Origin of the sequence: Burkholderia anthina (assembly GCF_001547525.1) — a bacterium.
GTDB classification, from domain to species: Bacteria; Pseudomonadota; Gammaproteobacteria; order Burkholderiales; family Burkholderiaceae; genus Burkholderia; species Burkholderia semiarida.
In genome coordinates this window covers 1,548,622-1,570,510 of record NZ_LNJP01000003.1, presented here as the reverse complement: position 1 = coordinate 1,570,510, position 21,889 = coordinate 1,548,622, and the positions used below count along the sequence as shown (strand labels likewise).

The following is a 21,889-nucleotide window of genomic DNA, read 5'->3' as shown; positions in this document are numbered from 1 at the left end:
ACCATGCTGACTGCCCACCACCTCGGCGTCGCCCGCCGGCACGACACGATCCTGTGCGACCTGTCGCTGTCGATCGAACCCGGCCGCGTGACCGCGCTGCTCGGCCGCAACGGCGCGGGCAAGAGCACGCTGCTGAAAACCTTCGCCGGCGAGCTGACCGGCGGCATCGCGCCGAACGGCGTGCGCGTGACGGGCGACGTCACGCTGAACGGCGAACCGCTCGCGCGCATCGACGCGCCGCGGCTCGCGTGCCTGCGCGCGGTGCTGCCGCAGGCCGCGCAGCCGGCGTTCCCGTTCAGCGTCGACGAAATCGTGCTGCTCGGCCGCTATCCGCATGCGCGGCGCAGCGGCGCGCGCCACGTGATCGCGCATCGCGATCGCGACATCGCGTGGCGCGCGCTCGAACGCGCGGGCGCCGACGCGCTCGTCGGCCGCGACGTCACGACACTGTCGGGCGGCGAACTCGCGCGCGTGCAGTTCGCCCGCGTCCTCGCGCAGCTGTGGCCGGACCACGACGCGATGGAAACCGGCCCGCGTTACCTGCTGCTCGACGAACCGACCGCCGCGCTCGATCTCGCGCACCAGCACCGCCTGCTCGATACCGTGCGCGCCGTCGCGCGCGAATGGCGGCTCGGCGTGCTCGCCATCGTCCACGATCCGAACCTCGCCGCGCGGCATGCGGATACGATCGCGATGCTCGCCGACGGCACGATCGTCGCGCATGGCGCACCGCGCGACGTGATGACGCCCGCCCATATCGCGCGGTGCTACGGCTTCGCGGTGAAGATGGTGGAAACCGGCGACGGGACGCCGCCGGTGATGGTGCCCGCGTAGGAAGGGAACGTCTTTCAGGTGATGCAGCCCGACTGAATGCCGGCGCGGCAGGCACCGGCGCGTGCGCTCAATGCTCGACGTCCGCCGCGCCGAAGGTCCGCATCTTCCAGCCGAGTCGCACCGCGAGCGTCCGCATCGAGAAGCCGGCCGCCAGCGCGACGAGCGTCGCGAACCCCGCGTCGATGCCGAGAGACTGCATCCCGACATACAGCGTGCCCGTGACGAACGCTACGCTCGCATACAGCTCCTCGCGCAGGATCAGCGGCATCTCGTTGCAGAGCAAATCGCGCAGCATCCCGCCGCACACGCCCGTGATCGCGCCGGCCAGCACGACGATGATCGGCGCCGTGCCCGCCGACGCGCCGACGTCGCAGCCGATGATCGTGAACGCCGCGAGGCCGATCGCATCGACGGTGACGAACAGCGCCTTCATCCGCGCGACATGGCGTGCCGCCCACGACGCGACGGTCGCCGCGACGAGCGTGATCACCAGGTATTCGGGATGCGCGATCCAGCCGAGCGGATAGTGGCCGAGCAGCACGTCGCGCACCGTGCCGCCGCCGAGCGCCGTCACCGCGCCGACGAGCGCGAGCCCGAAGCGGTCCATTCCGCGGCGCATGCCCATCAGCGCCCCCGACATCGCTTCCGCGACGATCGCAATCAGGTAGAGCGTATGCATCGCGCGTCAGTCGTCGGTCCGGAACAGGTCGAGCACGCGTTCGCGCTCGGCCGCATCGACGGCGGCGGGCATCGGTTCGTCGCGCTTGCCGTGGTCGGCCCGCGCACCCAACGCATCCGGCGCATCGATGGCCGCCGCGCCGCCGCATGCGAAGCGGCTGCGGATATACGTCGGCACGTCGGCCGTGCACGTACCGCGCGTGTATTCGGCGTAGACGAAATCGCCGTCGACGAGCACGACGTCCTGCGGCGGCGTCGCATCGACCGGCGTGCGCCCGTCGACGGCCGTCTTCATGTAATCGAGCCAGACCGGCAGCGCGAGCGTCGCGCCGGTCGCGCGCCCCATCGGGCGCGGCGTGTCGTAGCCGAGCCATGCGACCGCGACGATGCCCGACGAGTAGCCCGCGAACCATACGTCCTTCGACCCGTTCGACGTGCCCGTCTTGCCGGCCGCGTCGTCACGCCGCAGCGCGAGCGCGCCGCGCGCGGTGCCGGCCCGCACGACGTCGCGCAGCATGCTGTCCATCACGAACGCATTGCGCGCCGACACGACGCGCTCGCCCGCCGGCACGGTCGCCTCGTACATCGCGCCGCCGTGACGCTGCTTCACCGACAGGATCAGGCGTGGCTCCATCCGCGTGCCGCCGTTCGCGAACACGCTGTACGCGCTCGCGAGTTCGAGCGGCGTCACGGCGCCCGCGCCGAGCGCGAGCGGCAGCGACGCCGGATTGCGCTGCGCGTCGAAGCCGAAGCGCACCGCGTGCTGCTGCACGTAGCGCGCGTCCGTGGCCTGCATCAGGCTGACCGCGACGAGGTTCTTCGAGCGCACGAGCCCACGCCGCACCGGGATGAAGCCCTCGTAGTGGTTGGCGAAATTACGCGGACGCCACGGCCGCGCGCCGGTTTCCGCATGCGTGAGCGTGCGCTGCGTATCGTCGACGAGCACGCCGGGGAAGTAGCCCTTCTCCAGCGCCGCCGAATAGACGAACGGCTTGAAGCTCGACCCCGGCTGGCGATACGCCTGCAACGCGTGGTCGAACACGTTGCGATTGAAGTCCGCGCCGCCCACCAGCGCGAGCATGTCGCCGGTAGCCGCATCGAGCGACACGAGCGCGCCTTCGAGCCCGTTGCGCGTATCGCGCTTCGCGCGCGCCTGACGGCTCAGCGTGCGCTCGAGCGCGGCTTCGGCCGCGCGCTGGTCGCGCATCGAGATCGTCGTCGTCACGTCGAGGCCCAGCGTGTACGCATCGTCATGAAACCGCTCGACCATCATCCGGCGCGCCCGCTCCGCGACGTACGGCGCGGCGACGATGCCGGGCGGCGGCGTGGTCGCGAGCGCGATCGGCGCGTCGACGGCCGCGCGATACGCCGCATCGTCGAGCTGGCCGAGCGCATGCATGCGGCCGAGCACGTAATTGCGCCGCGCGGTCGCGCGCGCCGGGTTGACGACCGGGTTGAACGCGGACGGCGCCTTCGGCAGCCCGGCGAGCACGGCCGCCTCGCCCGCGTTCAGCGCGTCGAGCGGCTTGCCGAAGTACACGTGCGCGGCGGCCGCGAAGCCATACGCGCGCTCGCCCAGATAGATCTCGTTCATGTACAGCTCGAGCAGCTTGTCCTTGCTGTATGCGCGTTCGAGCTTGGCTGCCATCAGGATCTCGGCGAGCTTGCGGCTCAGCACCTTGTCGCGCGTCAGGTAGAAGTTGCGCGCGACCTGCATCGTGATCGTGCTGCCGCCCTGCCCCGGCTGCCCCGTGACGACGTTCGCGAACGTCGCGCGCGCGAGGCCGCCGATATCGACGGGGCCGTGCTCGTAGAACTTCGCGTCCTCGGCCGCGAGCAGCGCATGGCGCATCAGCGGCGGGATGCGTTCGAGCGGCACGAACTCGCGCCGCTCGACGCCGTATTCGGCCAGCAGGTCGCCGTCGCGCGAGAATATCCGCAGCGGCAGCGCGGGACGATAGACGGCCAGGTGTTCGACGGACGGCAACTGCGTCCAGATGCGATCGATCGTCCACGCGCCGATGCCTGCGCACGCGAGCGTCAGGCCGAGTAGCGCGCCCGCGAGCGTGCGCCATACACGGCGGCGGCGCGGCGGTGCGGATGGCGGCGCGGGTGGTGGCGGGTGGGCGGTGGGATCGGTCATGTCGGGCTCCTTCTTCAATGCCGCGACGGCCGGCGCGCGAGCAGCGCGCCGATCGGTCACGGAAGGCGCGCATTGTCGAAGGGATGGCGCGAAACCGGAACATTCTTTAGCCAAAGTTTGGCTGGCTAAATTTTATTTAGGAAAGCGCTTTGGAGGCCGCTCGCACCGTGCATGCGGGTTTGCGGCATGTCGTTGCGCCCGAGTGTGCCGGGCGCGCGAGCCGGTTCGCTTGTACCATCGTCGGATGTTCGATCGATACCTCGACCTGTGGGGCCTCGTTCCCGACGGCGGCCCGATCCTGACCGCGAGCGGCGGCCTGCTGCCGGTCGTCTGCCACGCGCGGCCCGCGATGCTGAAAGTCGCGACGTGCGACGAAGAGCGGCGCGGCAATGCGCTGATGGCCTGGTGGAACGGGCAAGGCGCCGCGCAGGTGTGGCAGCACGACGGCGACGCGATCCTGCTCGAGCGCGCGCAGCCGACGCCGACGCTCGCCGCATTGTCGGCCGCGGGCCACGACGACGACACGATGCGCATCGCGTGCGACGTCGTCGCGCGGCTGCACGCGCATCGTGCGCCGCAGGTGCCGCGGGTGGTGCCGCTGCATGACTGGTTTTACGCGCTGCTGTCGAACGATGTCGATAACGACGCACTGCGCGGCTCGGCGGCGGTCGCTCGCCAGTTGCTCGCCGAGCCTTCCGTCGACGAAGTCGTGCTGCACGGCGACATTCACCACGACAACATTCTTCATTTCGGCGATCGCGGCTGGCGCGCGATCGACCCGAAAGGGCTGCGCGGCGAGCGCACGTTCGATTACGCGAACCTGTTCTGTAATCCTGCGCATGACATCGCGGTCGATCCGGTGCGTTTCGAGCGGCGTGTCGTGGTCGTGGCGGATGCCGCGCAGCTTGACTCGCGTCGGCTGCTGCAATGGATTCTCGCGTGGGCCGGGCTGTCGGCCGTGTGGTTGATGGAAGACGGCCAGCCGGCCGACACGCGGCTGCAGGTTGCGATGCTTGCGGCGGGTGCGCTCGGGCTGTAGCGATACGCATCGGCGATGAAACCAGCTCATCGCGGATTTCCGCAGGAAAGCTGCGAAGACCACCGGTATTCGGCCAGGAACGGCTACTCGACCTCAGCGCCTGAATCGTCGACAATCGGCGTCAGGCTGATAAAGGCGTGAATCGGGTTGCATTGCCACTTCACGGGGGCGCATGTCGTAAGCTTGCGGGTCGCATGATGTCTCGTGCATACGGCGGCTCGCGGCTCGCCGTTCGCGACAATCGTTGCGTCAGAAGCGGCAAGAGGTAGGCAAGACGCAACGATTTCTGCTTTCAATGCGGAGGCGGGCTCTGGTTGGCGCGCGGCAACGTTCCGCTCAAATGCTTGGCGCCGGCGACCGGTGAAACAATGGAGCAACCGACGTGATAGAGCAAGGTAAGCGGGTGGCCGTCGTGGCGCCGGCGGGCATTCCTGACAGGGATAACCTGGCGCTGGCCGTGTCGCTGCTGGAAAGTTGGGGATTTTCCGTCTCTGTGGGCGCGCACGTAGCTGACCGGTTCCGGTATCTCGCGGGATCTCATCAGGATCGTATCGACGATCTGCTTGCGGCGTTGTCAGACCCGGCAGTCGATATCGTCTGGATCGCACGCGGCGGCTATGGCTCTACGCATGTGCTGCCCGCGCTGCCCACTACCGTGCCCCGAAAGAAAACCGTGATCGGCTTCTCCGACGCGACCGCGCTTTTCTGCGCGCTGCGGCAGATTCCCGGCATCGACGTAATTCACGGGCCGACGCTCAACGGCCTCGCGACGAAAGTTGACGAGGAGTCGCGCCTCAGCGTTCTGGGTGCGCTCACCGGGGTCCCGCCGACGCCACTGCCACTCGAACGTCTGCATGGGTCGGCTGATTCGATCGAAGGGCCGCTTGTCGGCGGCAATCTCACGGTACTCGCGAGCATGGCCGGCAGCCGTTGGCAGCCGAGATTTCGCGACTCGATTGTCGTTCTGGAGGACGTTACTGAACTTGCATACCGCATTGACCGCAGCATCATGACGATGCGTCACGCCGGTATCCTCGATGGCGCACGCGCGATTGTGCTCGGCGACTTCATCCGCTGCCCGTTGCCAGCCGGGGCCGACTACTTACTCACGGACGTTCTGCTGGACGCGCTGGCGCCGCTCGGCGCCCCAATCTACGGGGGCCTTCCCGTGGGTCATGGTCAGCGCAATCTGTCGTGGGTGGTTGGACGGCCTGCCGAGATCCGCGGGAGCATATTGCTGCGATAGCTGTGCCCTTCGCACATGCTGTCCGATCGTCGATTGTCGGGCGGCGGACGGGATTCGGCCCGGAGCGGTCACTGGCACCGATGCCGGAATCGGCGACAATTCAGCGAGGCAGTGCTAATAGAGGTTCTTTCGACTTGCGGGGGAAGGCCAATGGAGGATGGGGTGATCGCCATCGACGTCATGCGCACAGCCCGCCCCACCTACGTGCGGCGACGCCGGCCGTGGCGACGACATCGACGGAAACGCATCATGTCAACCAAGTGGAAGCACCGCGTCAGACTCTTCGTCCAGCGTTTCTGGCAGCCGACCAGTGCGTGCATGACCTGCATGCCAGGGAGCTGGGGAAACGTCATGAGCCTTGCCCACTGGACTATCGCCTTTCATACGGGTCTGCTGACAGGGCTCCTGGCTTTACTTCTGACTTTCACGCCTGTGGCGAAACTCTACGCGCATCGATACGGCAACGCGCTGGTCGTCGGCGTCCTGACGACGTTGGGCGACGCCTACTCGCACACGAGTCACTACCGTATTCCCTATCTCGAGCACATCGTGACGGGTGCGATTTCAGGTCTCCTGGCGCTTGCGGCCTCATATCTCTTCGAAGACCGCGCGCGACGCCTTCGGGCGATGTGGGCTCGCGTTGTCGGACAGCTTGTCCGCTGACTTTCTAACCCACGAAGCCCCCGAAAAAAAACCCGCCGGCAAAACACCGGCGGGCTTTCATGTCCGACGTGCGCGGCGCTTCAGCGCGCCGGGTTCAGCGTCAGATTCATGTGACGGTTCACGTCCTTGTACAGCAGATAACGGAACCGCCCAGGCCCGCCCGAATAGCACGCCTGCGGGCAGAACGCACGCAGCCACATGAAGTCACCGGCTTCAACCTCGACCCAGTCCTGGTTCAGCCGATAGACGGCCTTGCCTTCCAGCACGTACAGGCCATGCTCCATCACGTGCGTTTCGGCGAACGGGATCACGCCGCCCGGCTCGAACGTCACGATGTTCACGTGCATGTCGTGACGCATGTCGCTCATGTCGACGAAGCGCGTCGTCACCCATGCGCCGTTGGTGCCCGGCATCGGAATCGGCTCGACGTCCTGCTCGTTCGTCACGAACGCTTCCGGCAGCGGAATGCCGTCGACGGCCTGGTAGTGCTTGCGGATCCAGTGGAAACGCACCGCGGCATCGCTGACGTTGTGCAGCGTCCAGTCCGCACCCGGCGGAATGAACGCATAGCCGCCCGGCTTCAGCGTGTGTTGCTTGCCTTGCAGCGTCAGCTCGGCTTCGCCTTCGACGACGAACAGCACGGCTTCGGCGTGCTTGTCCTGCTCGGGCTTGTCACTGCCGCCGCCCGGATTCACTTCGACGATGTACTGCGAGAAGGTTTCCGCGAAACCCGACAGCGGGCGCGCGATCACCCACAGGCGCGTGTGGGTCCAGAACGGCAGCCAGCTCGTGACGATGTCGCGCATCACTCCCTTCGGGATCACCGCGTACGCCTCGGTGAACATCGCGCGATCGGTCAGCAGATCCGTCTGCGGCGGGTGGCCGCCATGCGGCGCGTAATACGTTGTCTTAGACATAGTGCATCCAGGCAATGGGTTGGTCCGGCCCCAGGCGCAAACGGCATCGGGCGGTTCGCATGCGCGTGGAGTGCGCGTGCGGCGGCGGGACATCGTTGCCGGGGTGGCTTGAAAGCGCATGCGCCTTCGATCGGTCGGCCAGGCTTCGCGGCGGGTCGTCCGGTTCAGCGACGCGGCGGCCCGGGTGGTCGGGCCGGCGGCCGCGCCGCGGCGCTCGCGATCAGGCGAGGTGCGGACGGCCGCACGGTTCGACTCCGTACGCGAGCATCGCCGACGATAGCGAAGTCGATCCCGATCGACCAATTAAATGTTGCGATGCCATCCATTCGATTTCCCACTACCCGCCGGCGCCCCAATGCACGGCGGGGACGCGTTGCGCGGTGTGCCGACCATCAGGGAAATCCTGACGGATGCGATGTTCGCGCGATGCGCCGGTGCGGCAACGCGGGGAGACACGCGCTGGTCTCGATGCATCCCGTTACCCGTGGCGCGGCGAAGGAGGTCATTACGTGTGCGGCAGCGGATCGCGGCGCGAGGGCCGCACGGAGACCGTCACGTCAGGCTGGAACGAGCCGACGGGTCGAAGGAAAAGCAGATGTCATCCGGCCGACCCTGTCCGAGCACATTCGGATGCGGCAACGGGTGTCGTCGAGAAACGGAGAAAAACAGCGGAAGGAGCATTGCCGGCCCGTCGACCGGGCACATGGCAGCGGCTGATGAAGCCGGAGGAGGATCGCCGGTCTGGCCGGCGAAGCGGCCCGGCGGCGTGCCGGGCCGAGGCCCGCGTCGGGTGCCGACGCCGGCGGCGCGCCGGTGCGCGGCTCGCGCACCGTGCCGCGCCAGCGGCGATCAGTCCCAGTCGCGGTGGTGACGATGCTTGCGGTGATGACGGTAGCCGCGGTCGCCGTGATCGCGATCGTACGAGCTGCGCGACAGGTTGCCGCCGAGCGCCGCGCCGGCGCCGCCGCCGACCGCCGCGCCCAGCAGGCCGCCCGTGCGACCGCCCATCGCGTTGCCTGCCGCGGTACCCGCGCCGCCGCCGAGTGCACCGCCGATGATCGCGCCGGTGCGCTCGCGACGGTTCGACGTCACCGCGCCGCCCGCGCCGCCGCCGATCGCGCCGCCGATGACGGAGCCCGTGCTGCCGCCAACCGCGCCGCCGACCGCTGCGCCGGCAACCCCGCCGAGCGCGCCGCCGAGCGCATTGTTCAAGTCACCGGCCACGGCCGGCAGTGCAGTCGCGCCGGTCAGCACGGCGACGACGAGAGTGGGGGCGATTTTCTTCCACATTCCCGTATTCTTCCTTGTTCGCAATTCTGGTTATCGAGGTCCGCTCGGTACGACGACCTGAATCGATCGACATCGGGCCAGGCATTGTGCCGAACCGTGGACCAATTCATTTCAATGAGCTTGCGGCGAAGAATAGCACCGGTCCCGCATCCTTGCCGTGGACATTCTGGTAACAAGTTGTTGTCGAATAACGGACGTTGAACGCGCCCGCCCATCCGGCTGAAACCCTTGCCGGTATTGATTCCGGCAAGGGTCCGGCCCCGCGTTGCGACACGTCGGTCAGGCACGCGCTCGTCCGTTCGAGACACACGTGGCAACACATCGGCACATGCCGAAAACGGGCATCCGAACGACGGTCAGGAGGAAGATGGCGGGGTCAGTACACGCCGGGCAGCAATCGCCACGTCCGCGCGCAATACGCGTCGTATTCCGCGCCGAATTGCGAACGCAGCAACGTCTCTTCCGAGCGGATTCGCGCGACGAGCGGCACGAGCGTCAGCACGACCAGCAGCACGCCGACACCCGAACGAAACGCCAGCGCCCAGCCGAGCGAATTGACGACGAGGCCGAGATAGCTCGGATTGCGGATGCGGCTGTAGATGCCGCCGGTCACGAGCGTATGGCCCGGCTGGATCGCGACGAGCCCGCTGAAGCGCTTGCCGAGCACGAACACGGGCCACATGCGCAGCCCGCCGCCCACGAGGTACAGCGCGACGCCGATCCAGCGCACCGTCTCGCCGCCGAAGGTCCAGACGTCGAGCCGGTCGGTCAGCGCCGGCAGGTACGCGAGCAGGAAGCCGCTTACCGCGAAGGCCGCGAGCACCCAACGGTTGTCGCGATTCTCGCGCTCGCCGCTGCTCAGGTTGCCTTCGCTGAACAGCGCGGCGACGGCCATCGCGAACGTCGCGACGACGATGACGATCAGCTGCGGGTGCGAGAAGAACGCAGCGAACCCGCCGCTGCCGAGCACGGCGAGCCCGAGATAGACGAGCGTAGATACGCCCGACAGGACGACGACCTTCGGGGTGACTGTCATGACGGCCTCGCGGGGATGCGCTTTCCTGTGAAGTATAGGAACTGCGCGCCCCGCGCGCCGGGCGGCACCGTCATGCGGCGCGCGAACTCGCGTGCATCGGCCGGCCGACCGCAGCCGGCCGAGCCGGTATAGCTCGGGCCGGCGCGCTGCAACGGATCAGCGGATGTGGAAGTGGCCGCCGATGCCGACGGTGACGGGCGGCGCGTAGTACGCGGGCGCATAACCGTAATAGGCCGGCGCGGGCGCGTAGCCGTACGGCGGCGCGACGTAGCAGCCGGACAGGCCGCCGATCAGGGCAAGCGTGATGAGAAGTCTGGACATGGCTCGATTCCCGGCGCGAAAGACGAACGACACCTCGCGAAGGCCCCACCGCAGCACAACGCGGCGGCCGGCACGAAGAGGCGATTCGCCCTTCCTGTCGCTCGATGAAACAATGCGCGCAGTCTAGCGCCGGGCCTGGCCGCGCGAGTTTCCCGGGCGGTTACACGTGTTACGTGGTGTGACCGCCGAAACAGGCTCGGGAGGCGCGGCGGCCGGCCGGTGGGCGGGCGCCGCGCCGACGGTGGCCGGGCTGTTACACGAAGCGCGCGCGAATGCGCTGCGCGAGCGCTTCGAGCGTCGCCGCGTCGGCGATCTCGCGCGCATGCATCCGCAGTTCGACGCCTTCCCAGCGCGGAATCACGTGGAAGTGCACGTGCGGGACCGTCTGGCCGGCTGCCGCGCCGTTGAACTGGCCGATGAACACGCCGTCCGGCTCGAGCGCCGCGCGCACCGCCGCCGCGACGCGCTGCGTCATGCGGATGCCGGCCGCGGCCGCGTCGCCGGACAACTCGAAGATCTGCGCGGCCGGCTCCTTCGGGATCACGAGCACGTGACCGTCGGCCTGCGGCATCAGGTCCATGATCGCGAGCGTCGCGTCGTCTTCGGCGACCTTCACGCACGGCAGTTCGCCGCGCAGGATTTTGGCGAACGGGTTGTTGTTGTCGTAGGACATGGCGTTTCCGATCTCGGTTGGACAGTGGGACGGGCAGAGCAAAGCGCAATGCCGGACGATTATCGGCCGACGGCCGACCCGATATCAACTCGCCCGATGCGCGACGCCGGCCGAGCCGTCGGACACGCGGCGGTCATCATGCGTCACACGGCAGCGATTGCACCGCATCGCCCGAACCTGCGACACTGCCGCATCGATGCCGGCCGGCACGCCACCGAGGACGCTCGCGCATGACGATCCCCCTCAAGAAGCCGATACTGCGCGGTGTCGCGCTCGTGTTCGTGGCCGCGATCGGCTATACGGGCTACATGCTGTCCCGGCTCGCGCCGATCGCGACCGGCTATGCGGCCAAGGCGCTGTGTTCCGGCGTGTTCGTATCGGGCCGTCCGGCCGCATCCGTGATCGACGTCGACATCATGGCCGGCGTCCATCCGCTGCTGAAACTGGTGCGCCCGTCGCTCGATCCCGACCATCGTCGCGCCGTGGCGACCTTCGCCGGCTTCGCCGAACGCGAAGCCGACTTCCGGCCCGGGCTCGGCTGCACGCTCGCGCTCGGGGCCACGGCCGGTGCGGCGGCGGCCACCTTGCCCGCCGCGCTGCCGGCCCTTCCCGATCCGCCGCCCGCGCAACCCGACCCGCCCGCACCGGCCACGCCGCCCGCCGGCATCGACACGCACAAGCTCCAGACCGCGCTCGACCGCGCGTTCGACGAACCCGATCCGGCGCGGCCGCGGCGCACGCGCGCGGTCGTCGTGATGTGGCGCGGCCAGGTGATCGCCGAACGCTACGCGCCCGGCTTCACGGCCGCCACGCCGCTGCCGGGCTGGTCGATGACGAAGACCGTCACGGCCGCGCTGGTCGGCACGCTGGTCGCGCGGCACAGGCTGTCGCCCGACGCGTCGGCACTGCTGCCAGAATGGCGCGGCAGCGGCGATCCGCGTGCGGCCATCACGCTCGACGAGCTGCTGCGGATGACGAGCGGCCTGCGATTCAACGAGGACTACGACGATCCGCTCTCCGACGTCGCGGTGATGCTGTTCACGCAGCCCGATACCGCGCGGTTCGCGTCGGCGAAGCCGCTTGCCGCGACGCCCGGCGCGCAGTGGTCGTACTCGAGCGGCACGAGCGCGATCGTCGCGCGCGTGATGCGCGAAGCGCTGGGCGGCAACGACGCCGACTACCTCGCGTTTCCGCGCCGCGCGCTGTTCGCGCCGCTCGGGATGCGCAGCGCGGTGTTCGAGCCCGATGCGTCCGGCACGCTCGTCAGCGCGTCGTACATGTATGCGAGTGCCCGCGACTGGGCGCGCTTCGGGCAGCTTCTGCTGCAGGATGGCGTGTGGAACGGGCAGCGGCTGCTGCCCGAAGGCTGGGTGCGCTATCTGACGCGAGCAACGCCACAGTCACCGCGGCAAGAATTCGGCGCGCAGCTGTGGGTCAAGGTGCCGGAGCCGTTCAACGATCGCGATCCGCATGCGCGCGCGATGCCGGCCGACGCGTTTCACGCGGTCGGCCATGAAGGCCAGTTCGTGAGCGTGGTGCCGAGCCGCGAGCTGGTGGTCGTGCGGCTCGGCCTGTCGCGGCCGGAAGCCGCGTGGAATCACGAGGCGTTTCTCGCGCGCGTGCTCGACGCGGTGCCAACGCCCGGTGCGTGACGACGGGCAGGTGCGTCGGTGAATCGGTCGTGAAGCGGCGACGAAGGCAATACCGCCGCTTCAAGCGCTACCTGCGCCGCATTACGGATTCGCGCTGCCCGCGTACTGCTTGAAGCCTTCGCGTGTCGCGAGCCGTTCGACGTAGCGCGACACCGCCGGCAGGTCCGGATGCTCGAACGGCGTGCCGAACCACCGGTTCACCGACAGGCCGATCGGGATATCCGCGAGCGTGAACGTGTTGCCGGCCACGTACGCGCCGGTCTTTTCGAGCTGCGCATTCAGCACGCGCATGTGCGTCGTCCAGCCCGCGATCGACTGCGCGATGCCGTCCGGATCCTGGTGATCGGGCGACTTGCGCACGAGGCCGAGGAAGGCGCCGACCCACGAGCGGTTCAGGTCGGAGCCCTGCCAGTCGATCCACTGGTCGACGCGCGCACGCGCCTGCGGCTCGGCCGGATACAGCGCGTCGCCGCCGTAGCGGTTCGCGAGGTAGCGGATGATCGTGTTCGATTCCCACAGCACGAAGTCGTCGTCCTTGATGACGGGCACGAGCGCGTTCGGATTCAGCGCGAGATAGGCCGGATCGTGGGTCGTGCGAAAGCCCGCGCCCCAGTCTTCCTGTTCGAACGGCAGGTTCAGTTCGGTGCACAGCCACAGCACCTTGCGGACGTTGATGGACGGAATCTTGCCGAGGACTTGCAGCATGCAGGCTCCTTGTGAGGTCGGGTGCGAACGTTCGGCACGCACGGCACGCGCCGAACGCGGTCACGCCGAATTTATACACGACCTCGCGGGAAATGGCAGGCCGCGGGCGCGAAACCGGTGTGCGGCCGATTCGTCAGGTCGCGCAGCGCGTGCTCGGCCGTCGGGAAGCGGAACATGAATCCGTCCTGATGCAGCCGTGCCGGCACCACGCGCTGCCCGTCCAGCAGCAGCTCGGCCATCTCGCCCATCGCGGCGCGCAGCGGTGCCGCCGGCACGTGCACAAACGCGGGGCGGCGCAGCACCTTCGTCACGATCTGCACGAACGCGCGCTGGGTCAGCGGCATCGGGGCGACCGCGTTGTAGACGCCGCGCATGCCCGTGTTCGACATCGCGCGCGCGACGATCCGCAACACGTCGTCGCGGTGAATCCAGCTCATCACCTGCGCGCCGTCGCCGAATCGTCCGCCGAGCCCGAAGTAATGCGGCAGCAGCATCGGGCGCAACGCGCCGCCCGGGCCGAACACGATGCCCAGCCGCAGCACCACCGCGCGCACGCCGTGGCGCTCGAGCGGTTGCACGGACTGCTCCCACTGCCGGCACAGCTCGGACATGAAGCCGGTGCCGGTACTGCTGCCCTCGTCGAGCCGTTCGTCGCCCGGCCGCACGCCGTAGTAGCCGATCGCCGACGCCTGGATCCACGTACGCGGCTTGACTTCGGCGGTCTCGACCCAGCGCATCAGCGCCTGCGTGACGCCGACGCGGCTGGCGAGCAGCAGCGCCTGCCGGCGCTTGCTCCAGCGTGCGCCCAGCACCGGCGCGCCGGCGAGATTGATCACCGTGTCGAAACGCTCGTGCGGCTGCAACTGGTCGACGGACGTCACGCTGCGCACGCGGCCTTGAAACAAGTAAGCCGCACGCAACGGATCGCGCGCCAGCAGCGTGACCGTATGTCCTGCATCGAGCAACTGGTTCACGAGCGTTTCGCCGATGAAGCCGGTCCCGCCAGTGACCAGCACATTGCAGGGCCGCTGCCCCGCGAACGGGTTGGCAGCCGGCGCGCGTGGCGCGATGCGGCACGCGGCAATCCCGTCGCGCACGCCCGACACCGTCACGCCGACCGCGAACAGGCTGAGCAATCCGCCGCGCCAGCCGAGGTCGATCGGCTGCAGCGCGGTCGGCTCGTGCGCCCACACGGCGAGTTGCATCGCGATCATCCCGAACAACGCGCCGCCGTTGACGGCCAGCAGCGTATGCAGCACGCGCTCGGTCGCGGGCAGCTTGCGGCTTTGGTCCTCGATGACGAAATCCCACAACGTCAGCCCCACTTCGACAAGCACGACCATCGCGAGCGCCGCGACCCACGCGCCGTGAAACGCGACGTTCGCGATCGACGCGAACACGAGGCCGTACAGCACGGACCGCACCGCATGAATCGCCAGTTCGAGCCGCGCGCGCGGGCTGTGCGGCAGGTCTTGCGTGAGTTCGTGGTGGTAAAGCGTATCGAATGCGCCCATCGCGCCCTGCACGATCAGCAGGTTGAGCGCCCAGTCGAAAGCAGGCAACGTGTTCATGCGGTATCCCTCCTCCACAACCAGACCAGCGGCGGCACCATCGCGACGAGCGCGGCCACGTCGATCGCCACGTGCCCCCACACCTGCGCCTGCCACGACAACAGCATGTCCTGCGGCGCCCAGATCAACAGGCCGGCCAGCAGCCAGCCCCACACTTCCCGTTTACTCGACCGGTTGCCGAGATGGACGAGCGCGAGCATCCAGACCGCCGCGCACTGTACCGTCGCGCCGAGCAGCGACATCCACCAGACCTGCTGGGCGCGCGCGGCTTCGGGCGCCGCTGTCGACCAGAAATGCCACTCGATGCCGCGGTGATAGGCGTCGAGCCACGATGCGCCGGCAATCCACGGAATGGCCGCGCCGACGAGCAGGTGCGCGATCGCGGCTGCGTACATCCAGCGCACGACGGCGCAGCGCGGAGTGTCGCGCGGCGGGCGATTCGCCGCCGCGCTTTCGGCGTTGCTGCCCGTGCTGCACGCGCCGCCTTCGCAGCAGGCTTGCGCGCGATACCCGAGCCAGCGCGATACGGCATACCGGTTGCGTGCGAGGCGGCGATACAGCGGCGCGAACACGGCACGCATCGCCGGCACGCGAAGCAGCCAGGCGAACCAGCGACGCCCAACCAGCGCATGGGCGGCCGCGATGCCGTCGATGCCGGTCAGCATGCGTCCGTTGGGCAAGCGCGCATGCAGCTCGCGATTCAGCGCGGGCAAGTCGACATCCAGCGGCGCCGGATCGAAGCCCGGCTCCGCGATGTCGACGAACGCCAGCCGGTGTCGCGCATCGCGCTCGCCGAGACGCCGGATTTCCGCGACACATAACGGACATCGCCCGTCGAAGTACAGCACCAGCTCATTGGCATTCATGCTTCGCACTCCTTTTTGTTATCGCAAGCATCATGAATCGATCGACTGCTTTCCCGCGTACGCCGCCGCTTCCGCGCAACGGCGACAGGCTTACATCGGCTTGACCACCATCAGGAAGTACACGGTCAGCATCGCGAAGAACGCCGGATAACCGAGCAGTTCCCAGCGCTTCGCATAGCGCCAGTAGCGCTCGGGCAACGCGGCGTCGCCGTTGGCGTGCGCGAGCTTCGCCATCGCCGCCAGTTCGAGCTGCAACCACACGACCGGCAGCCAGCACGCGCCGGCGACCGCGTACAGCACGATCGACGCGAGCAGCCATGGCGTATGCCACGGCCACCCGGCCGTATGCGCGAGCCACAACCCGGACGCCGGCTGGAAGATCACGGCCGGCGTCGTGAACCACCAGTCCGCGCGCACCACGAGCCGCGACACGGCGGCGATCGCGGGCACCGATCGCGTGCGGTTCGCGAAGAACAGGTAGAACGCGGTGCCGAACCCTGTGCCGACCAGCAGCACCGAAGACAGGATGTGAAGCGCCTTGATGACGAGATAGGTGTTCATGCGCGTTCTTCTTCTGAAAAGAGGATCAACAGGATGGCGAGAATCGGCACGTTCTTGAGCACGGGGCCGAACGGTTCGGCCAGCAGGCCGGGCATCGTGACCGCGATGACCGCCGAGTACGCGACGATCAGCGCCGCCTGCACGGCCCACAGGCGCCGCGACGGCGCGACGACGGTCGCGATGCCGAGCGCGAAGTCCAGCGCGCTGGCGGTGTAAAGCGCGATCAGCGCGGGCAGCCCCGTCAGATGCGCGGGCGCCAGCAGCGCGAGGCTTGCGTCCAGCGGATGGATGAAGGCGCTCGCGATCGCCGTCCAGATCCACACGATCGCGAGCGCGCCCAGCAGCAACGGACGCCGCCACATCGCGAGCGCGTCGCGGCGCAGCGCGGCGGCTTCCGCGCCGATGAAGCTGCCGATACCACGCGGCGGCCGCCCGAGCACGGCCGCGGTGGCAGCCGGATCGCCCGTGTTGCCGCCACGCAGCATCGTCCACGTGTCGCGCGTCAGCATCGCCCCCGGCAACGCGCCGAGCAGTGCGGCCGCCGCGCCGACGAGCGGGCCCGGCAGCGTCACGCGGGCCGCCGGCGGAAATCCGAGTGCGGCGCGGTAGCCGGCCAGCATCTCGCGGTATTCGACTTCGTCGCTGCCGACCACGTCGATCACGCGGCGGCCCGCCGCCGACGGCGAATCGGCCGGCTCCATCACGAGCCGCGCCACGACTTCGGCGAGATCTTCGACATGCACCGGGCGCAGCCGCTGACGGCCGCCCGCCGGCAGGACGTGCACGGGCAAGCTCGCGAGCATCCGGAAAAACCGCGCCGATGCGCCGGCCGCCCCGTAGACGAGCGCCGGGCGCACGATGCGGAAGTCGACCGGCAGCGTCTGCAGGAAGCGGTCGGCCGCCTGCTTGCTCGCGAAGTACCGCGTATCGCCGCGCTCGACGCCGAGCGCCGAGATCTGGATCACGCGCCGTACGCCGGCGCGGCAGCATGCGCTAAAGAGCGCGCACGGCGCGGCGCGATGCACGGCGTCGAGCGTCGCGCCGCGTCGATCGGCCAGCATGCCGACCGCGTTGATCACCACGTCCACGCCGTTCAGCCGCGCAAGCCATGCTTGCGGATCGACGTCCCGCACGAAGTCCATCGCGACGTCGTGCGGGCCGGCCGCGTGACGCACGCCGCGCAGCACGCGATGCCCGCCCGCTTCGAGCTGCGCGCACAGCGCCCGCCCGATGAAGCCGTTCGCGCCGCACACGAGCACGGTCATGCCGCGTGCGCCGGAACGCTCGGGCGGGCAGGTCGACGGCAAGACTGCGTTCATGTTCATCCTTTATTTACAGTTATTTCTGTAACGACAGAAATAACAACCCCGAAAAAAGCGGGCTGCGTGCCCGCTCTCCGTTACCGCTTACTTCGACGGCTTGCGCCGGACCGTCTGGCTGATCTTCGCGCCGATGCCGAGCGCCTTCATCAGCGTATCGGGCTTGAGCCTCAGCATCTCGTCCGACCAGGTCGTCAGCGTCTCGACGAACTGCAGCGTGTCGCGGATGCGCTGTTCGGTCTCGCGGCTCTCGTTCGCGATCTCCGGGCTCGTGAGGCAATCGCGCAGCATCGTGAGCGTCGGCTCGATCTCGCGCTGCCGCCGCCCTTCGACGATCAGCTTGAACAACTCCCAGATGTCGGTCGACGTCTCGAAGTGGTCGCGGCGATCGCCCAGCACGTGCACGACCTTCGCGAGCCGCCACGCCTGCAACTCCTTCAGGCTCGTGCTGACGTTGGAGCGCGCGACGTTCAGCGTCTCGGCGATTTCGTCTGCTGCCACCGGCCGTCCGGCCAGGTAGAGCAACGCGTGAATCTGCGAGACAGTACGGTTGACGCCCCACCGCGAGCCCATTTCGCCCCAGTGGAGAATGAATCGTTCGGCAATCGGTGTGAGTTCCATGGTGGGGAATTTAGTTTTTTCAGTTATTTCTGTCAAGAGAGAAATAACCGGCCGATCGCGCGCCTTCCGGCCGCCCCGCCCGCGATCGGCCGCTTCCTTTACAATGCGCGGGATTTTTCCGATTTCAGGCCGTCCCCGCCTTTCTGACTAGAGGTTCTCCCATGATCATCAAACCGCGCGTGCGTGGCTTCATCTGCGTGACGACTCATCCCGTCGGCTGCGAAGCCAACGTCAAGGAACAGATCGATTACGTGACTTCGCACGGCCCGATCGCCAATGGCCCGAAAAAGGTGCTCGTGATCGGCGCGTCGACCGGCTACGGCCTCGCCGCCCGGATCTCGGCCGCATTCGGCTCGGGCGCGGACACGCTCGGCGTGTTCTTCGAGCGCGCAGGCAGCGAGACGAAGCCGGGCACGGCCGGCTGGTACAACAGCGCCGCGTTCGAGAAATTCGCCGCCGAAAAGGGGCTGTATGCGCGCAGCATCAACGGCGACGCATTCTCCGACAAGGTCAAGCAGGTCACGATCGACACCATCAAGCAGGATCTCGGCAAGGTCGATCTGGTCGTCTACAGCCTTGCGGCCCCGCGCCGCACGCATCCGAAGACGGGCGAAACGATCAGCTCGACGCTCAAGCCCGTCGGCAAGTCGGTCACGTTCCGCGGCCTCGACACCGACAAGGAAGTGATCCGCGAAGTGTCGCTCGAGCCGGCGACGCAGGAAGAGATCGACGGCACCGTCGCGGTGATGGGCGGCGAGGACTGGCAGATGTGGATCGACGCGCTGGCCGAAGCCGGCGTGCTGGCCGACGGCGCGAAGACCACGGCGTTCACGTACCTCGGCGAGCAGATCACGCACGACATCTACTGGAACGGCTCGATCGGCGAAGCGAAGAAGGATCTCGACAAGAAGGTGCTGTCGATCCGCGACAAGCTGGCCGCGCACGGCGGCGACGCCCGCGTGTCGGTGCTGAAGGCGGTCGTCACGCAGGCCAGCTCGGCGATCCCGATGATGCCGCTGTACCTGTCGCTGCTGTTCAAGGTGATGAAGGAGAAGGGCACGCACGAAGGCTGCATCGAGCAGGTGTACGGGCTCCTGAAGGACAGCCTGTACGGCGCGACGCCGCATGTCGACGAGGAAGGCCGCCTGCGCGCGGACTACAAGGAACTCGATCCGCAGGTGCAGCAGAAGGTCGTCGCGATGTGGGACACGGTCACGAACGAGAACCTGTACGAGACGACGGACTTCGCGGGCTACAAGACCGAGTTCCTGCGCCTGTTCGGCTTCGAGATCGCCGGGGTCGACTACGACGCGGACGTGAACCCGGACGTGAAGATCCCGGGCATCATCGACACCACGGTCTGACGGCACGACCCGCCGCCGCGCTCACTGCGCGGGCGGCGGGTTCGCACGACCGGCGGCGTCAACGCGGCGCCGGTTCTTCCAGATAGACGCCCGACGACAGCGTGGCCTTCACCTGCCGCGTGAACTCGTCGGTCGACACTTCCTCCGCTCCCGCTTCGATCGCGTCGTACGCCTGCCGCACGACGTCGGCCGGCGTGGCTTTCGGCACGTCGAGGCCGGCCGTCAGGTCGGTATCGATGAAGCCGGCATGCAGCCCGACGACCTGCGTGCGCTGCTCGCGCAGCGAATGGCGCAGCCCGTTGGTCAACGCCCATGCGGCCGATTTCGACACGCCGTAGCTCGACAGGATCGGCCGGTTCACCCAGCTCGCGACCGACAGGATGTTCAGGATCGCGCCGCCGCCGTAGGCCGCCAGGGTGCCCGCGAACGCGCGCGACATCGCCAGCATCCCGAACACGTTGGTCTCCAGGTGCGCGCGCAATGCGTCGGGCGCGCCCTCGTCGGTCAGGCTGCCGAGCCGCGCGATGCCGGCGTTGTTGATCAGCAGCGTGACGTCGCGCGCCGCCTCGGCCGCTGCGGCGACCGCCGCGGGGTCGGTCACGTCGAGCTTCACGGGCACCACGCCCGGCAGCGTCACGCTGGCCGGATCGCGCGCGCCCGCATAGACCTTCCGCGCGCCCCGTTCGAGCGCCTGCTTCGCGAACTCGAGCCCCAGCCCGCGGTTCGCGCCCGTGATGAACACCACTGCACCTTCGATTTTCATGATGCGTCCTTTCGCGTGATGAATCGCCCGCGCGCCGGCTCGCCGCGCGTGAGATCCGGGTAAAAACGAGACTGTCGTTGCCTGTCGAACCGTGGCGCCGCGGCGCGCCGCCGACGGCAAGCCGGCCGCGACCCACGCCCCACGGCGCCAAAGACGCTGACCCGTTGCCATCCGGTGTACCCGCTGTGGCTTTGCCACGATCCGCCCAGTCGGCTACACTCGATGTCAATGTTGATCACCATTGTCTTTGCGGTGCATTGTGTTCTCGCCACATGGCCATGTCAATGGCGATCACCATTGTGTTTTTCAATCGACGCGATCGAACAGGAAATCAGGGAGAGATCGATGGGCGTGTCCAGACAGCAGGCTGCCGAGAACCGAAGCGCGATCGTCGCGGCCGCCGAGCGGCTGTTCCGCGTGCGCGGCGTCGACGCCGTGGGGCTGACGGAACTGATGAAGGAAGCCGGCTTCACACAGGGCGGCTTCTACAACCACTTCAAGTCGAAGGACGCGCTGGTCGCCGAAGTGATGGAAAAGGCGATGCGCGACCGCGCGGATTCACCGAATGCCGGCAGTCTCGACGCGCAGGTGGCCGCGTATCTGTCGTCCGCGCATCGCGACAACGTCGAGGCCGGTTGCCCGCTGTCGGGCTTCGCGGGCGATGCGCCGCGGCTGACCGATGCGGCGCGCGCGTGCTATGCGCACGGCCTCGCCGCGTATCTCGATCGGCTGGAACGGATGGTGGCGGCCGAAGGCGCGACGCCCGCGCAGACGCGTCGCGACGCGCTCGCGGTCTTCAGCCAGATGGTCGGCGCGCTCGTGCTGTCGCGCGCGATCGCCGGCACCGATCCGGCGCTGGCCGACGAGATTCTCGACGCGGGGCGGGACACGCTGACCAGCCGACGCGGCGAGTCGGCCACGTCGAATTGAGCGCTGGCGGCGCGCGCCCCGGCGCGGCGTCCGCGTTCTTGTCGCGCTATTCGATCGCCCGCGCGGCGTCCCACAGCGGCTGCGCGCCGCGCGCCGCATTCCACGCGGCGAACCGCGTGCGCCACGATTCGAACGGCTCGGCCAGCGGATGGCGCGGATCGTCGCTGAGCGAATACGCCATCCCTTCGATCAGCCAGCGCGGTTTGGTCAGGACGGCCAGGTTGCCGAGTACTTCGGCCTGCCGGTGGTGGATCAGCTCGTGCGCGAGAAAGTACGTCTGCCAGCCGCGCGGCGCGATCACCACGCCGAAATCGCCGAGCGTCAGCGCCGCGCGCGTGCCGAGGCCGAACGCATCGGCGCACGTGCGGGTCGCGCAGAACACGACGCGCGGTGCGGCGCGGAACGCGCCGACGGTCGCCGCCGCGCGCGCGTAGCCGTCGTGATAGAGCTGCCGCGCCTCGCCGAGCCTCGCGACATCGTCCGCGCAGATGTCGGTGCTCGGGCACGACACGCCGGGGATCAGCGCGGGCGCGACGACGCGCAGCGGCTTGACGAGCGCATACGCGGCGATCGGCAGCGCGACGAGCAGGCCCGTGAGGGCGAAAGCGGCGTGGGAGCGTTTCATCGAGGCGGCGGTTTCGTGACGTGTGGTGGGCGTCTTGCTGCGTGCACGCGACTATATCGGACCGGGGGCCGC

At 68.4% G+C, this 21,889-nt stretch carries 22 protein-coding genes; 7 read left to right on the top strand and 15 right to left on the bottom strand.

Annotated features, from left to right (window positions below; genetic code table 11):
* Positions 1 to 3 precede the first annotated feature (3 nt).
* The gene (locus WS64_RS27085; RefSeq protein WP_060968262.1) at positions 4 to 834 is read left to right on the top strand and encodes a heme ABC transporter ATP-binding protein; all 831 of its coding nucleotides are present in this window, start codon (positions 4 to 6) and stop codon (positions 832 to 834) included.
* 67 nt (positions 835 to 901) lie between these two features.
* Here WS64_RS27085 and WS64_RS27080 read toward each other — a convergent pair whose 3' ends face one another.
* Positions 902 to 1,513, bottom strand: coding sequence for a trimeric intracellular cation channel family protein (locus tag WS64_RS27080; protein ID WP_060968261.1), 612 nt, complete (start codon positions 1,511 to 1,513; stop codon positions 902 to 904).
* 6 nt (positions 1,514 to 1,519) lie between these two features.
* On the bottom strand, positions 1,520 to 3,655 hold the full coding sequence (locus WS64_RS27075; RefSeq protein WP_060968607.1) for a penicillin-binding protein 1A: 2,136 nt from the start codon (positions 3,653 to 3,655) through the stop codon (positions 1,520 to 1,522).
* A 244-nt stretch (positions 3,656 to 3,899) separates the two neighbouring features.
* Here WS64_RS27075 and WS64_RS27070 point away from each other — a divergent pair, with 244 nt between their 5' ends.
* From WS64_RS27070 to WS64_RS27060, 3 genes are all read left to right on the top strand, one after another.
* Positions 3,900 to 4,694 (top strand): aminoglycoside phosphotransferase family protein, encoded by a 795-nt coding sequence (locus WS64_RS27070; protein WP_060968260.1) that lies wholly within the window; start codon positions 3,900 to 3,902, stop codon positions 4,692 to 4,694.
* A 382-nt stretch (positions 4,695 to 5,076) separates the two neighbouring features.
* On the top strand, positions 5,077 to 5,940 hold the full coding sequence (locus tag WS64_RS27065) for a S66 peptidase family protein (RefSeq protein WP_060968259.1): 864 nt from the start codon (positions 5,077 to 5,079) through the stop codon (positions 5,938 to 5,940).
* A 249-nt stretch (positions 5,941 to 6,189) separates the two neighbouring features.
* Entirely contained in the window at positions 6,190 to 6,603 is a 414-nt protein-coding gene (locus WS64_RS27060) for a hypothetical protein (protein WP_060968258.1), read from the top strand.
* Between the two features lie 80 nt (positions 6,604 to 6,683).
* Here the strand turns inward: WS64_RS27060 and WS64_RS27055 are convergent, their stop codons facing one another.
* From WS64_RS27055 to WS64_RS27040, 5 genes are all read right to left on the bottom strand, one after another.
* A complete protein-coding gene (locus WS64_RS27055) occupies positions 6,684 to 7,520 on the bottom strand; it encodes a bifunctional allantoicase/(S)-ureidoglycine aminohydrolase (RefSeq protein ID WP_059581905.1) in 837 nt (278 codons plus the stop codon).
* A gap of 849 nt (positions 7,521 to 8,369) precedes the next feature.
* On the bottom strand, positions 8,370 to 8,810 hold the full coding sequence (locus WS64_RS27050) for a hypothetical protein (protein ID WP_059581902.1): 441 nt from the start codon (positions 8,808 to 8,810) through the stop codon (positions 8,370 to 8,372).
* A gap of 376 nt (positions 8,811 to 9,186) precedes the next feature.
* Positions 9,187 to 9,846, bottom strand: coding sequence for a methyltransferase family protein (locus tag WS64_RS27045; protein ID WP_060968257.1), 660 nt, complete (start codon positions 9,844 to 9,846; stop codon positions 9,187 to 9,189).
* A gap of 156 nt (positions 9,847 to 10,002) precedes the next feature.
* Positions 10,003 to 10,167, bottom strand: coding sequence for a hypothetical protein (locus WS64_RS35020; protein ID WP_162838116.1), 165 nt, complete (start codon positions 10,165 to 10,167; stop codon positions 10,003 to 10,005).
* A gap of 253 nt (positions 10,168 to 10,420) precedes the next feature.
* Complete coding sequence (locus WS64_RS27040) at positions 10,421 to 10,840, bottom strand: HIT family protein (RefSeq protein ID WP_059581895.1); 420 nt, start codon at positions 10,838 to 10,840, stop codon at positions 10,421 to 10,423.
* Between the two features lie 230 nt (positions 10,841 to 11,070).
* Between WS64_RS27040 and WS64_RS27035 the strand changes: the two genes are divergently transcribed.
* On the top strand, positions 11,071 to 12,492 hold the full coding sequence (locus WS64_RS27035; protein ID WP_060968256.1) for a serine hydrolase domain-containing protein: 1,422 nt from the start codon (positions 11,071 to 11,073) through the stop codon (positions 12,490 to 12,492).
* Between the two features lie 81 nt (positions 12,493 to 12,573).
* Here WS64_RS27035 and WS64_RS27030 read toward each other — a convergent pair whose 3' ends face one another.
* The 6 genes from WS64_RS27030 to WS64_RS27005 all read right to left on the bottom strand — a co-directional run bounded on the left by WS64_RS27030 (position 12,574) and on the right by WS64_RS27005 (position 18,135).
* Positions 12,574 to 13,197, bottom strand: coding sequence for a glutathione S-transferase family protein (locus tag WS64_RS27030; protein WP_059581890.1), 624 nt, complete (start codon positions 13,195 to 13,197; stop codon positions 12,574 to 12,576).
* Between the two features lie 71 nt (positions 13,198 to 13,268).
* On the bottom strand, positions 13,269 to 14,768 hold the full coding sequence (locus WS64_RS27025) for a TIGR01777 family oxidoreductase (protein ID WP_060968255.1): 1,500 nt from the start codon (positions 14,766 to 14,768) through the stop codon (positions 13,269 to 13,271).
* Positions 14,765 to 15,634: a thiol-disulfide oxidoreductase DCC family protein gene (locus tag WS64_RS27020; protein WP_059641442.1), complete on the bottom strand. Its 870-nt coding sequence runs from the start codon at positions 15,632 to 15,634 to the stop codon at positions 14,765 to 14,767. Before WS64_RS27020 ends, WS64_RS27025 begins: the two co-directional genes overlap by 4 nt.
* Before the next feature lie 90 nt (positions 15,635 to 15,724).
* Positions 15,725 to 16,195 (bottom strand): DUF2269 family protein, encoded by a 471-nt coding sequence (locus WS64_RS27015; RefSeq protein ID WP_060968254.1) that lies wholly within the window; start codon positions 16,193 to 16,195, stop codon positions 15,725 to 15,727.
* Positions 16,192 to 17,514, bottom strand: a complete 1,323-nt coding sequence (locus WS64_RS27010) for an SDR family oxidoreductase (RefSeq protein ID WP_060968606.1) — start codon at positions 17,512 to 17,514, stop codon at positions 16,192 to 16,194. The genes WS64_RS27015 and WS64_RS27010 overlap by 4 nt, the downstream gene beginning before the upstream one ends.
* Positions 17,515 to 17,601: 87 nt before the next feature.
* Complete coding sequence (locus tag WS64_RS27005; RefSeq protein WP_060968253.1) at positions 17,602 to 18,135, bottom strand: GbsR/MarR family transcriptional regulator; 534 nt, start codon at positions 18,133 to 18,135, stop codon at positions 17,602 to 17,604.
* 161 nt (positions 18,136 to 18,296) lie between these two features.
* On the opposite strand from WS64_RS27005, the gene fabV reads away from it, so the two are divergent.
* The gene (fabV, locus tag WS64_RS27000; protein WP_060968252.1) at positions 18,297 to 19,499 is read left to right on the top strand and encodes an enoyl-ACP reductase FabV; all 1,203 of its coding nucleotides are present in this window, start codon (positions 18,297 to 18,299) and stop codon (positions 19,497 to 19,499) included.
* A 58-nt stretch (positions 19,500 to 19,557) separates the two neighbouring features.
* On the opposite strand, the gene WS64_RS26995 is transcribed toward fabV, so the two are convergent.
* Positions 19,558 to 20,262, bottom strand: coding sequence for an SDR family oxidoreductase (locus tag WS64_RS26995; protein WP_060968251.1), 705 nt, complete (start codon positions 20,260 to 20,262; stop codon positions 19,558 to 19,560).
* 345 nt (positions 20,263 to 20,607) lie between these two features.
* Here WS64_RS26995 and WS64_RS26990 point away from each other — a divergent pair, with 345 nt between their 5' ends.
* The gene (locus tag WS64_RS26990; RefSeq protein WP_060968250.1) at positions 20,608 to 21,192 is read left to right on the top strand and encodes a TetR/AcrR family transcriptional regulator; all 585 of its coding nucleotides are present in this window, start codon (positions 20,608 to 20,610) and stop codon (positions 21,190 to 21,192) included.
* A 46-nt stretch (positions 21,193 to 21,238) separates the two neighbouring features.
* Here WS64_RS26990 and WS64_RS26985 read toward each other — a convergent pair whose 3' ends face one another.
* Positions 21,239 to 21,817, bottom strand: coding sequence for a hypothetical protein (locus tag WS64_RS26985; RefSeq protein WP_060968249.1), 579 nt, complete (start codon positions 21,815 to 21,817; stop codon positions 21,239 to 21,241).
* Positions 21,818 to 21,889: the final 72 nt, after the last annotated feature.